This window comes from Rosettibacter primus (assembly GCF_036860675.1).
In the GTDB taxonomy this organism is placed as follows: Bacteria; Bacteroidota; Ignavibacteria; order Ignavibacteriales; family Melioribacteraceae; genus Rosettibacter; species Rosettibacter primus.
The window spans coordinates 86,395-99,493 of record NZ_JAYKGK010000005.1; the positions used below are offsets into that span (position 1 = coordinate 86,395).

At 29.0% G+C, this 13,099-nt stretch carries 10 protein-coding genes and 1 tRNA gene; 5 read left to right on the forward strand and 6 right to left on the reverse strand.

Annotated elements, in window-relative coordinates; genetic code table 11:
- Positions 1-8 precede the first annotated feature (8 nt).
- The 4 genes from VJY32_RS08030 to VJY32_RS08045 form a co-directional block, all read right to left on the reverse strand.
- A complete protein-coding gene (locus VJY32_RS08030; RefSeq protein WP_353677393.1) occupies positions 9-2,375 on the reverse strand; it encodes a glycoside hydrolase family 2 TIM barrel-domain containing protein in 2,367 nt (788 codons plus the stop codon).
- Positions 2,376-3,417: 1,042 nt separating this feature from the next.
- Positions 3,418-4,449 carry an MlaD family protein gene (locus VJY32_RS08035; RefSeq protein ID WP_353677394.1) on the reverse strand — a complete coding sequence of 344 codons (1,032 nt, stop codon included), beginning with the start codon at positions 4,447-4,449 and terminating at the stop codon, positions 3,418-3,420.
- Between the two features lie 10 nt (positions 4,450-4,459).
- The gene (locus tag VJY32_RS08040) at positions 4,460-5,212 is read right to left on the reverse strand and encodes an ABC transporter ATP-binding protein (RefSeq protein WP_353677395.1); all 753 of its coding nucleotides are present in this window, start codon (positions 5,210-5,212) and stop codon (positions 4,460-4,462) included.
- Positions 5,194-6,003 carry an MlaE family ABC transporter permease gene (locus VJY32_RS08045; protein ID WP_353677396.1) on the reverse strand — a complete coding sequence of 270 codons (810 nt, stop codon included), beginning with the start codon at positions 6,001-6,003 and terminating at the stop codon, positions 5,194-5,196. Before VJY32_RS08045 ends, VJY32_RS08040 begins: the two co-directional genes overlap by 19 nt.
- Before the next feature lie 178 nt (positions 6,004-6,181).
- On the opposite strand from VJY32_RS08045, the gene VJY32_RS08050 reads away from it, so the two are divergent.
- On the forward strand, positions 6,182-6,673 hold the full coding sequence (locus tag VJY32_RS08050; protein ID WP_353677397.1) for a hypothetical protein: 492 nt from the start codon (positions 6,182-6,184) through the stop codon (positions 6,671-6,673).
- Between the two features lie 11 nt (positions 6,674-6,684).
- Here the strand turns inward: VJY32_RS08050 and VJY32_RS08055 are convergent, their stop codons facing one another.
- Positions 6,685-6,969, reverse strand: a complete 285-nt coding sequence (locus VJY32_RS08055; protein ID WP_353677398.1) for an HU family DNA-binding protein — start codon at positions 6,967-6,969, stop codon at positions 6,685-6,687.
- Between the two features lie 246 nt (positions 6,970-7,215).
- On the opposite strand from VJY32_RS08055, the gene VJY32_RS08060 reads away from it, so the two are divergent.
- The gene (locus VJY32_RS08060; protein WP_353677399.1) at positions 7,216-9,261 is read left to right on the forward strand and encodes a putative porin; all 2,046 of its coding nucleotides are present in this window, start codon (positions 7,216-7,218) and stop codon (positions 9,259-9,261) included.
- Here the strand turns inward: VJY32_RS08060 and VJY32_RS08065 are convergent, their stop codons facing one another.
- A complete protein-coding gene (locus VJY32_RS08065) occupies positions 9,262-10,044 on the reverse strand; it encodes a TrmH family RNA methyltransferase (protein WP_353677400.1) in 783 nt (260 codons plus the stop codon).
- An 85-nt stretch (positions 10,045-10,129) separates the two neighbouring features.
- Here VJY32_RS08065 and VJY32_RS08070 point away from each other — a divergent pair.
- From VJY32_RS08070 to VJY32_RS08080, 3 genes are all read left to right on the forward strand, one after another.
- Positions 10,130-10,202 (forward strand) — tRNA-Thr (locus VJY32_RS08070).
- Positions 10,203-10,388: 186 nt separating this feature from the next.
- Positions 10,389-11,483: a tyrosine-type recombinase/integrase gene (locus VJY32_RS08075; protein ID WP_353677401.1), complete on the forward strand. Its 1,095-nt coding sequence runs from the start codon at positions 10,389-10,391 to the stop codon at positions 11,481-11,483.
- Positions 11,484-12,072: 589 nt separating this feature from the next.
- On the forward strand, positions 12,073-13,035 hold the full coding sequence (locus VJY32_RS08080; protein ID WP_353677402.1) for a tyrosine-type recombinase/integrase: 963 nt from the start codon (positions 12,073-12,075) through the stop codon (positions 13,033-13,035).
- Positions 13,036-13,099 lie beyond the last annotated feature (64 nt).

The following is a 13,099-nucleotide window of genomic DNA, read 5'->3' on the forward strand; positions in this document are numbered from 1 at the left end:
CCTTCCCTTCATTTTAATAAAATCATCTTCTTAGCTTCAAAAAATTTGTTCGTTCTTAGAGTATAGATAAATACTCCAGAAGAATATTCATTGCTTGTGATTGTTCTATTTGATAATTGATAATTGTTTATTGAAAATTGAACATCATAATTCCCAGCTTCTTTGTATTCGTTTATTAGAGTTGCAACTTCTCTTCCTAATATGTCATAGATCTTTAATGTTACAAAACTTGCTTCGGGTAACGTAAAGCATATTGTTGTACTTGGATTAAATGGATTGGGATAATTTTGATAAAGCCGATATTCATCTGGAATTTTCAATTCATCTTTTTCTTTCATATCTGTTATAATTCCATCTAAATTATAAAAAGGTGCATAAAGTGATTTAAGTGCATTTGCAACTGGTTTTGCAGTTTTTCTGTCCATTGAATACAAACCCATAGTTTGCCATCCACCAGTTTTATTCTGATACCAATCAAATACTGTCCACCATGTTGTTGCTGCTAAACATCCACTCTGTTCGTTTAATTTACCAGATTCGTCATACGGCAAAAAGAATCTGAATGCTTTGAAAGTTTCATTAAGAACTTTTAGTTGAGTTTGTTCTTCGGTTCCATCTTCTCTTGACCAATATCCAAATTCTGTATCAATAATTGGTTTTGTTGAATAATAATTTTTTGCATCGAGAAGAAATTTTACTGTTCCGCCGTAATAATCAAAAGTCTTTCCATAAAAAATCCCAAAGTACATTGTCCAGCCGGGAGCATCTAAGGGAGATTGAGTTAAATCATCATAACCAGGATTATTTGCTGCTGCAGATTGAGTTATTAGTCTGCCATCGGGATAATTATTTTTTATGTCATCTTTAATTCTGTTATTGTATATCAATCTGTTCGTTGTTTCTTTACACTCATTTGAAGTACTCCACATTATAATAGATGGTCTATTAAAATCTCGAAAAACCATTTCTCTGAACATCTGTTCATGAATATGACGTTGATTATTTTGGATTTGCCATTCTTCTGCATTGTCGAACCACCAAACCGGAATCTCTTCCATTATCGATAAACCAATTCTATCTGCAATTAAATAAGTATATAAATGATTTGGATAATGAGCAGTTCTTAAGAATTTTGCATTAAGAGATTTTACCGTTTGAAGGTCAGAAAAAATAATTTCTTTTGGAATGCTTCTGCCGTAAGTTGGATGGTCTTCATGTCTTGCCACACCAGGCAAAAAAACTATTCTATTATTTAATATAAGTTTATTTCCCCTTGTTTCAATCTTTCTAATCCCAAACTGAGTATAATATTCATCAAGAATTTTTCCATCACTTAGGAGACTTACCTTTATCACATAAAGATTAGGTTCTTTCATTGACCAGAGTTTTGGATTATTAATTTTCAACTTTGTCTGCCATACTGTAAAAGAATCCGATGGAATATTGATTGTTGTTTGAGCTGTTCCTTCAACTGAAATTGAATTTCCAATTAAGTCGGCAGCAAATTCAGAAGTTATATTGTTTTCTGTTACATTAGCTTCATAAACTTCAATCGATAATGAAAAAGTCTTTGCTTCTTTATTTTTATTTGATAAAACAATTGTAGTTTCAATATTTCCATCTAAATTCAGAGGGACAATATTAGTTCGTATTACAGAAATTGGATTACTTACTTCGAGATAAACATCATGAATTATTCCTGTGTAATTAAACCAATCACATTCTGTGAAAGGAACTATATCTTTACGTGTTCCCCATTTAGGATTATCAACACGAACAGCTATATAATTTAATCCACCGTAATTAATTTTATCTGTTACATCGAATGCAAAAGATGTATAACCTCCTTCGTGATAACCAACATATTTATCATTTAACCAAACATCTGCAATATAATTGACAGAATAGAAAATTAATTTTATGAACCTTCCTGATAATGAATCATCTACAAAAAATGTTCTTCTATACCAAACTCCATCTTGATAAAGTTCTGGTGGAGTAGTTGATGAGGTAGTTACATTTTCTACTGATGGAATTAATTTAGAATTCCAATTGGAATCATCATAATTCGATGATTGTCTGCCTGCAGCTTCGTTAATTAAATTGTTGTATCCTGCAGCATCTCTTTTTGATAGAGAAATATTATCAGATGCATTAAACCTGCTTTTTTTCCATTCTCCTTTTAAGTCAATTATAATTCTTTTTTGTTTTTCGAAAGATGGTAAAGGCATTCCATTTTGATAAGGAATTTTTATTCCATTAAAATCGATTAATTTTAATGTGGGTTCGAGAGTTGCAGTTTGTGAGAATTCGGTTTCATAAAAAATTGAAATAAAAAAAATTATCGAGTAAATAATTCGTATATATATTTTCATATAAATCTTTCTTTCTTTCTTTTTTGAAAATTAAATAGACAAAAAGAATACCATAATTATTTTGGGAAAGAAATAGAAATGATTCGAATTTATTAATAAAATTTACTCGAAGAATTTAATACTTATTAAAGTGATAAGTGGTTGTTATTAAATTAATAATCTTGCAATATTTATTTGAACAAAATTTTACTCACAGATTTGCGCTGATTACTTTCCGCGAATATCTGCGACAAATACGCGCTATCTGCGTGAAAATTATCTTGTCATTCCGAGGATACTGCCGATAGGCAGACGACGAAGAATCTTAAAAACCATTCTTCCATATTCAAGAGATTCTTCTTCGCCTTCGGCGAGTCAGAATGACAATTCTGCTTTTTTCTGTCATTCTGAGGAGTTCGCCAAAAGGCGAATGACGAAGAATCTAAAAACCAATTCTACATTTTTTAGAGATTCTTCATTCCACTTCGTTTCATTCAGAATGACTGTATTATTTTTCTCCTGTCATTCTGAGTCCGCCACTAGGCGGACGAAGAATCTAAAAACAATCCATCATTTTTTAAAAGATTCTTCCTCGCCTTCGGCGAGTCAGAATGACAATTCAATTTCCTCTGTCATTCTGAGGAGACCACCAATGGCGGTCGACGAAGAATCTAAAAACCAATTCTACATTTTTTAGAGATTCTTCATTCCACTTCGTTTCATTCAGAATGACTGTATTATTTTTCTCCTGTCATTCTGAGGAGTTCGCCAAAGGCGAACGACGAAGAATCTAAAAAAACATTCTTCCATATTCAAGAGATTCTTCCTCGCCTTCGGCGAGTCAGAATGACAATTCAATTTCCTCTGTCATTCTGAGGAGTTCGCCGAAGGCGAATGACGAAGAATCTAAAAAACACAAAACTAAAAATTGATTTTTCCTTGCTTAATATGTATCAGAATTACTATGAATGATAATATTATCTCTATAAAAATTTCGCAGATTCTCACTTATTCATTTCTTTACTCCACTTACATTAGTGCTAATCTTTATTAACTGCGTAAACTACTTCTTCAATCGCGATTCCAATTCGAGCATCTGTTTAATTTTTTTGTCTAAAATTTCATTCTGCATTTTTAATTCATTTAACTTTTTCTCAATCTCATTTTCGTATTCAACTTTATTCCAATAACCTCTTTGTTCAAAATAACCTTTGAATAACCAGTTGTGTTTAAGAGCTTCCATATTTTCGGCCAAACTTGATGTAGCCATTCTCGCTTCTTCTGATGTTTTTGTAAGATTATATAAAAGTGTTTTTATTGAATCAGCTACTGCCTGGTCAGAAATTAATGTTCCTAAAAGTCCTTCACCTTTATCTACACGACTAACAAGATTTCTTATACTCATCGAAGCACTATCAACATTATCAATAATAGTTTTAATATTTTCGGTCATATTAATAATCACATCAGAAATATCAGTCAACCGTTCTGTAACTGCAGTTAAACTTCTATCGGCATTTTGAGTTATGCTTACAGCAGAACGATAAAGTCTATCGTCATTTACAATTTTACCGATAGTTCCTTCACCTTTATTTACTTTATTTACAATATCAGCTAAATCCCTTGTAAGACTTTTAAGATAAGATATAACAGCTTCAGATTCTTCAACAATCACAGAAATATTAAGTGGATTTTTTGATTTAATAATTCCGCCGTCAGAAATTTCTTCGACGTTTGGCGAGCCTGGAGTTATTGTTACAATTTTCTTTCCTACTAATCCTTCAGTTTCAATTGCAGCTTGACTATCAAGTCGAATAAACCGTTTTAATTCACTGTCAATTCTCATACGAACTTCTACATTGCCGGTCTTTTCATCAACAAGAGAGATTCCACTAACACTTCCAATATCATAACCACTAAGTCTAACAGGCGCTCCAGTTTTTAATCCTTCTATCTGGTCAAAATAAGCTTTTATTTCAATTGTGCCGGTAAATAACTGTTCTCTGCTTCCAATTAGAAATATAGAAATGATAAGCAAAATAGTACCAATAAAAATAAAGATACCGAGCCGCGCACCTTCTAATTGTTTTAACATTTACACCTCACTAAACTTTTATAAATTCATGACTAAAAAAGTTTTTCAAGAATGGGTCGTTTGAGTTTGTAAATTCCTGAATACTTCCTTCATAAGCAATTTTTCCATCTTTAAGGAAAATTGCTCTATCGGCAATAATCTCTGCACATATTAAATCATGTGTAACAACTATAGAAGTCATATTTAATTTTTTTTGAAGTGTAAGAATTAAGTCACTAATTTCTTTTGTTGTTATCGGATCCAATCCAGTAGTAGGCTCATCATAAAGCATTATTTGAGGGTCTGTAATAATTGAGCGTGCAAGACCAATTCTTTTTCTCATACCCCCAGATAATTCTGAAGGCATTTTATCAATTGCTTCTTCGAGCGAAACTAATTCGAGAGTATATTTTACTTTTTCATCAATTTCTTTTTCTGTCATTTCAGGAAAATGTCTTTTCAAAGGAAATGCTAAATTCTCTTTAACAGTCATAGAATCATATAAAGCAGAACTTTGAAAAAGAAATCCAATATTTTTTCTAAGTTTATTCAATTCATGAATAGAAAGATTTCTAATATTCTGACCATTAATAAAAATATTTCCTTCGTCAGGAGTCATAAGTCCAATGATACATTTTAACAAAACACTTTTTCCCTGACCACTTCTTCCAAATACAACTAAATTTTCTGCTCGATTAACATTAAAGGAAATGTTATCGAGAACTGTTATTTCACCAAAGCGCTTGGTTAAATTTTCTACAATTATTATCCGAGAGTCGGCCATAACCATAACGAAATTTTTACTAATATCATATCAAAAATAAGAATTAATAATGATGAGAGAACAACAGAAGTTGTTGATGCTCTTCCAACACCTTCTGTTCCTCCTTCTGTAGTAAAACCTTTGTATGAACCAACTATTCCAACTATATAACCAAACACAAAGGTTTTTGCTACGCCAGGAATAAAATCACCAAACTCAATAGAGCGAATAACAGAATCAATATAATATTGAAAACTCATACTTTCAGTTATAATAATTGCAATGAATCCGCCAAAGATAGCAATAACAATTACATAAATTGTTAGTAAAGGTAAAATCATTGTAGTTGCTATTACACGAGTAACTACAAGGAATTTGAAAGGATTAACAGCAGAAACTTCCATTGCATCAATTTGTTCTGTTACTCTCATCGAACCGAGTTCTGCCCCAATTCCCGAACTAACTCTTCCAGCAAATATTAATGCAGTAATTACGGGTCCTAATTCTCTAACTACAGATAAAGCAACCATGCCTGGTAAAAAGTCGGATGCTCCAAATCTTTGCATAACTGGTTGACTTTGCATTGCTAATACTAATCCGATAATCAAACCTGTAACACTAACAATTCCAAAAGTTTTTACTCCTAATTCATCCATGTGTTTTTTAATTTCTGATATTTCATAAGGTGGAATAAAAACCTGCTTAAAAAATTCTAAGTTGAAAATTGTAAGACCGGTAATCGTTGCAAAAAAATTATAAATATAATCGGAAGCTCTTAATCTTCTTCCATATTTCAATCTTGGTAATTTCATCGGAATTAATATGATTTTTCGATTTCAAAATAACAAAAGTTTACGAATTAATTTTATGTTAATTTATTAAATAAAATTATTATGCCTTTAGTTTGTTAAACATTGCTTGCAATTTATCTTTATTGCAAAAAATATTTATTAATAATTTTATAACTTTAAAATAAAGATTAGTTAATCTATGGAAACATTTAAGTATTCTTTCTTTGCAAAAATTATTTATCGATATGGAAATATTATCGCAACTTTAATGTTGTCTGTTCACTTAATTTCATCAATTTACTATATAAGTGAAAAAATTTTTTTCATAATACCCGCAATTATTAATAGTGCAATAATTTTCTACTTGAACAAATATTTTTTCAAAACATATAAATTATTTCCATTCGAAATTACCATTTCAAATAACAAACTGATATGTAAAGATTTTTTCTTAAGCAAAAAGAAAATTGAAATTGATTTTAGAAACATTGATAAATTAAGTGGTGGCATTTTTAGCGGGTATCCAACAAGACCAATCTATATTCACGATAAAAGTAACGGTACAGTAATTGGCTTTTATTCACATGTGGGCAATTTTCAAAAACTTCTTACCCGTATTCTTCAAAATATTCCTGAAAAACTTTACAACGAATTAATGAAAAATGTTCAAAGAAAAAAGCCCACCAGATGATGGGCTTTCTCTTATGCTTTATAAACTAAGATTGCATCTTTAGCTTGTTTAGCAACTCTAAACTTCACAACTTTTTTTGCTGGAATTGTAATAACTTCTCCAGTCTTAGGATTACGTCCCTGTCTTGCTTTTCTTTCTACTAAAACCAATTTTCCTAAGCCCGGAATTGTAAATGATTTTTTTGCTTCTTTGTAAGCAAGTTTTACAAACTCACTTAAAAATAAATTAGCTTGCTTTTTTGTAATTCCAGTTTTTTTTGCCATGTAATCAAGAATCTGGCTTTTTGTCATTGCCATTATGTAACTCCTTAATTTATGGAAGTTAATTCGCTCGAAATTTAATACTTTTTCATTTTAAAACAAACAATTTTATATATTTTATTTAACAATTTATAAATAATAATTCATAAATATTAATCAATAATTTTATTCAAACTTTTTTCTTCTCAATTTATGATTATGAAATGACATGATAATAATTCAAAATTCTTCTTTCATTGTATTGCAATTAAATCTATTTTAGTAAAAAAATTTTTTGAACCCATGTATAAATTTATTGTCGCAATAATTTTTCTTTCTTCCTTTCTTTATTCACAAGGCATCGATAGAATTAATTTTTCAAAAGTTTTAACATCACTTGATAATAAAATTTTATCCGAAGATACAACTTTAGTAAAAAGTGATACATCAAAAATTATCCCGCTAAATGTTCCTAATTTATTAACTCATTCAATTTTGAAAACCATCATAAAAAAAGATGAATTAAATTTTACTGACTACCGATATGCAGGAAATTTCTTTACAAATATTCCTTTTGGATTTTTAAGAGATTTAGGTTCACTTGGTCAACCAAACGAAATTTTATTTTATGGATGTGGATATAATAACATTTCTTTTTTATCTGATGGAATTACTTTAAATAATCGATTATTCAACACATATGATTTGTATTTATTTCAGTCAGAAAGTATTGATTCAGTTGAAATTATTACACTGCCGCGAGGTTTTCTTTATAATAATTACAATAACTCTGCTTCTGTCAATTTAATTTCGAAATATATTTCTTCTTCAAAACCTTACACACGAATAAAATTTTACCAGGCACCTAACGAGGAAGGAATGATTGATGGAATTTTTTCCTCTAACTTTGGTAAAAGACTAAATATTTTTTCTGAAATAACAAATCAAAGTGTAAATCCATTTTATAGAAATACAGATTACAGTCTATGGCTTGCAAGTTTAAGAATCAGCTATGCATTATCAAATAATTTAACTCTCAGCGGCAATTACCGTTATTCTAAATCCAACACTCAATTAAATGGCGGTGTTAATGCAGATTCAATTTTAAATTCATTTCCCGAAGAACAATTCGAAGAAGTTCTTTATAACAATATCCTTGCACCAGTGAAATTTTATAACAGATATCAAAAAATAACCACACATAATTTTGCTTTAAGATTAACAGGAGAATTTAATAAAAACTCTTTAACTGATTTTTCTATTTATTATCAAACAGGATTAAATGAATTCAGACAAAACGATACAACAGGAATAAATTTTCAAAGCAATGCCGAAAAAATATTTCACAACAATGAATATAAAACAATTGGAATTAGATTAAAACATGATTTATATTTTTCCGCATTTCACATTAATTTTATTAATGAATTTGAGAACAATGAACTTTCCACGCCAATATTAATTAATAATAAATCTTTGAATTCATTTTCTTCGTCAATCTTGTTGACTTCTTTTTTACCAGATAAAATTGCTCAGATTTCTTTATACGGAAAATATTTGAAACGTAATGAAAAATCTTTTATTGGGTTTGGTGGCGATATTTCATTCATACACAATGACAAAGTAAAAATATATGCCGGAGTTTCAAGATTTCAAAAAGCTACTACTTTATTCGAAACCGATCAATCCATAACAGAGAAAAAACAAATCAATACTGTTGCAGAAATTAAATCAATTATTACAATCAATCCATTGAAAATCAATTTTGGTTATTTTTATTCTGCTGCACTTAATAAATACATTGCTGCTTTAATTCAAAACAACACTCTTCTTAATGATTATGCATTTTATTTCAAAACAGATAATTTATATCTGCAGGGGATTAATCTTTCCTTCGAAGCAAAAATTTGGAAGATAATTTTAAACACAAATACAAGCTATTACTTCTCAGAAACCAATAGAAAAAAGCAGGCTTTACCTGAATTCACTTTATCAGGTGGAATTTATTATCAGGATATTCTCTTCAACTCAAATCTGAATTTAAAAATTGGTTTGAACTATTTTTCAATTGGAAAAAGAAATGATTTACTAATCGATTTTGAGAAAAGCATTACTACACCATATTTGTGGTTTATTTCTCCAAATATCAGGAGTGTTCCACAATTACTTACAAATGAGTATCACTCAGAATTTCAAGTAGATATATTTATTGCAGGACAAATTCAGAAAAATGCAATTATATATTTTGTATTCGAAAACTTATTGAACCGGAAATATTTCATAGTCCCATATTATCCAAAGCAGGAACGCGGGATAAGATTTGGTGTTGCATGGGAATTTTTTGATTAATCAATTATCTCTTACTTTCTTTGACAGTTCAGATAAAACAACAGCGGAAGCAGAAGCCACATTAAGTGATTCTGCATTACCAAAACGCGGAATTGTAATTTTTAAGTCTGAAACTTGCAATAAATTGTTTGATGGTCCATGTGCTTCACTTGAAAAAGTAACGATAGATTTTTCAGAAAGTTTTAATTCATAAATACTCTTACCATCCAAATCTGTACAACAAATTTTATATCCAGATTTTTTTAAATCGTTCAATGTATCATAAAAATTTTCTGCCTCATAAAAATTCACATGAAATAAAGAACCAGCAGAGGCTCTTATAACTTTGGGATTAAAAACTTCAGCGCAGTCAGGACTAAGTAAAATATTATTAAATCCAAACCAATCACAATTACGCAATATCGTTCCAAGATTTCCGGGGTCAGATATATTTTCAAGAGCGACAATTAATTTTTCTTTAATAATATTTTCTTTTTGGTTCAGATTGTTTTCAGGGAAATGAAATACTCCTATTATTCCTTGTGGTGTTTTTGTATCACACAATTTTTCAAAAAGATTTTGATTTATTATTTCTGTTCTAAGATTTTTATTTTTTAATTGATTTAATACATCATTATTTTTTTGTGCATAAATATAAGATGATATAATAATTTCACATTTATAATTTGAGTTAATTGCTTCTTGGATTAAAGTAATGCCTTCGACAAGAAATTTATGGTATTCCTGTCTATATTTTTTCTGTAGGAGTGAAGCGTAATATTTCAGTTCTTTTTGAGTAAGCATAAAAAATAAAATTTGTGTTCTAAAAATAAATAATAGTTGCAATGAAATATAAAATATTAGTAGATTTGCGCACAAAATTTTAAAAGCTGGCGTAGCTCAGCTGGTAGAGCAGCTGACTTGTAATCAGCAGGTCGGGGGTTCAAATCCCTTCGCCAGCTCAAAAAAACCTCATTTTTGAGCAAAAAATGAGGTTTTTTATTTTCTCTAAATTTAAATTGTCCCGCTGATTGGCTGTATTTAGACATATTTTTTTACGAACTTTTTTACGAACTTTTCGATATCCTGTCCGTTTTATCCCGCCACTCATTAAATGCTTAGTGAGATAAAATTTTGTGGAGGTGTTTATGATTAAAAATTTTTATCTCACTAAAACTAAAAACTCTCCTTACTGGCAAATTATCTACTACCAAAATGGAAAACGAACTTCTAAAAGCACTGGTACCAAAATTAAATCTGAGGCTCTCCGCTTCTTAACTCATTTCAAAGAATTAATCAATCAAAAAAAATTTTTACCTAAAACTTTATTTGATTTCGAAGAAGAGTATATTAATTACATTTCCAAAACTCACTCCAAAAGTTATGTCGAAAAATCTGTTAAGCTTTCCTTTAAAATGTTTCGTCAATTTTTAGGTAAAGATATTTTACTTACTGATATCACTGTTAATCTTGTAGATAATTTCCTTACTTCTGTTTATCATAAAGCTGAACATTCGGCAAGACTTTACTTAAGAACTTTGAAAAGTGCTTTTAACAAAGCTATTAACTGGGGATATCTGGAAGATAATGTTTTCAAAAAAATTAAATTACCTAAGAGCATAAAAAAACTTCCTGCCTATATCAATGAAAACGAATTAGAAAAAATTTGCAGTGTAACTAAAGAACAATATCTAAAAAATTTATTCCAATTTGCTTTTCATACTGGAGCAAGACTCAATGAAATTCTTTCTCTCACATGGGAAAATATTAATCTCGAAGAAAGAATAATTACGATAAGTAATTCTAAATCATTCATCACAAAAAATAAAAAGGATAGAATAATTCCTATCAATACTACTCTATACGAAATTTTATATAAAATGAAAAAGAAAGCATTAAGTAACAAGGATTTACTTTTTTATAGAATTTATGGTGTTAAATTGAATCCAGATTTTGTAAGTAAAAAATTCAAGAAAGCAGTGCGATGTGCTAAGTTATCTGATAAATATCACTTTCACACCCTAAGACATTCTTTTGCATCATTATTACATCAAAAGGGAGCTCCTCTTTCAGTTATAAAAGAATTGCTTGGTCATAGCAGTATACAAACAACTTTAATCTATGCACATATATCAAAAGAAAATTTAATCGATGCTGTTGAATTAGTCAGCACCAATAAAAAAAATGAACCTATGTTTGTTTCATTAGCAAAAAATATCCCTGTAAAACTATACCTAAATTAAAAGTGTGTAGCATTTTTAAAATTAATCAAAATATTCTTTCAAGTTTCTAATCTGGAATCTGTTTTATGACAATATTAACAAAAAATGCATTTTTATTATTAAACAAACTTGAATAAGCATTTTCAATTTTTCGGTTATTTTTAATATCATCTTAAAATTAATATTGCGAAAAAACTTTGGAATTATTCTTATAGTTACACTTATTACAATAGGTATAGTTAGGGGTCTAAAAGTCTATCAATTTCCTAAACTGTAATGCTCATTTATTAAGTATTAACAAACTTATTACCCTCATAATCTATTCAAGAATTTAATAACACTTACCTTTCACAACTTTATACCCCACAATAATCAAGTCCATTCTGTGACAAATTTATACATAAAACAATCACTAAAGTCTTTATACTTTATTAAGAAATTTTATAGAACTAATAATGTGAACCACTGATAGTATTACTCTATGATACAAACTGTAAATAAAAAGAAGGATTTATCAAAAAAAATCTAATTTATTACTGATGTCAGAAATATTAAAAAATAATTCTCGTAAACAATCAAATTAAAACTCTAACTCTTAGAAACATTGCTTATGAAAAATGTCAATACACCAATAGAAGAGTTGAAGATTATTCTTAGTAAATTTTTGCTTGAATCAAATAAGTTGAATTCAAAATCATTTGAAGAAGCTTTTAATGATTATTTACGCTGGGCAGAATATAATCTTTCTTCTGCAAGCATTAGAAATATCAAAATTTCAGCTAAACATTTTCTGACTTATCGTGGCAATGTAAATCTTAATGATGTTAACTCACTATTCATAGACAATTTTATAATCGAACTAATGAAAAAAGCTCCCAAAGGTTATCGAGTTTATTTCAGAACATTAAAAGCAATGTTCCAAAAATTTGTCCACTGGAATTTTATTTCTAAAAATCCTTTTACAGAAGTTAAACTTCCAAAACAACAAGTTAATGAAAAAAAATTTTTTGATAATCATTCTTTCATATCCCTCATCTCAAATGAAAAAAATAGGAAATTAAGATTGCTCTTCTTATTCGATTTTTATACAGGTTTAAGATTAGGTGAAATAGCAAACTTAAAATGGCAAGATGTTAATCTTAAGGGGAAATATATCTCTGTTGGCAATGAAAATTTTCAAACTAAATCAAGAAAGGTAAGAAAAGTTCCACTTAATGACGTTGCTCTATCTATCTTAGAGGAATTAAAATCAATGTCTCACAATTCTTCTTATGTTTTTTGTAAATCAAATTCATTTCCTTTTACTACAGATTATATTTCTAAAAGATTCAAAAAATTGCTGAGAGCTAATGGATATGACGAAAATTATTCCTTTCACAGTATTCGTCATAGTACTGCAAGTAATTTAGCATGCATTGGTGTACCCATTCCAATAATTCAACAAATTTTAGGTCACTCTGACATTAAAACAACTATGATTTACACACATACAAATTTTAATGACGTTCTTTCTGCAATTCAAAAACTCAATGAAATTAACATACCTCAAGAAGTTATTGACAAACAAAATTAAAAATACATTAAATATTTTCGAACTTGGTAAAATTCTTGGCTTTAAGGTTACTTCTTACTTTACC

Bases quoted from the DNA above. Each gene is read 5' to 3' on its own strand.
- VJY32_RS08030 (WP_353677393.1), bottom strand. From the start codon at position 2,375: ATGAAAATATATATACGAATTATTTACTCGATAATTTTTTTTATTTCA.
- VJY32_RS08035 (WP_353677394.1), bottom strand. From the start codon at position 4,449: ATGTTAAAACAATTAGAAGGTGCGCGGCTCGGTATCTTTATTTTTATT.
- VJY32_RS08040 (WP_353677395.1), bottom strand. From the start codon at position 5,212: ATGGCCGACTCTCGGATAATAATTGTAGAAAATTTAACCAAGCGCTTT.
- VJY32_RS08045 (WP_353677396.1), bottom strand. From the start codon at position 6,003: ATGAAATTACCAAGATTGAAATATGGAAGAAGATTAAGAGCTTCCGAT.
- VJY32_RS08050 (WP_353677397.1), top strand. From the start codon at position 6,182: ATGGAAACATTTAAGTATTCTTTCTTTGCAAAAATTATTTATCGATAT.
- VJY32_RS08055 (WP_353677398.1), bottom strand. From the start codon at position 6,969: ATGGCAATGACAAAAAGCCAGATTCTTGATTACATGGCAAAAAAAACT.
- VJY32_RS08060 (WP_353677399.1), top strand. From the start codon at position 7,216: ATGTATAAATTTATTGTCGCAATAATTTTTCTTTCTTCCTTTCTTTAT.
- VJY32_RS08065 (WP_353677400.1), bottom strand. From the start codon at position 10,044: ATGCTTACTCAAAAAGAACTGAAATATTACGCTTCACTCCTACAGAAA.
- VJY32_RS08075 (WP_353677401.1), top strand. From the start codon at position 10,389: ATGATTAAAAATTTTTATCTCACTAAAACTAAAAACTCTCCTTACTGG.
- VJY32_RS08080 (WP_353677402.1), top strand. From the start codon at position 12,073: ATGAAAAATGTCAATACACCAATAGAAGAGTTGAAGATTATTCTTAGT.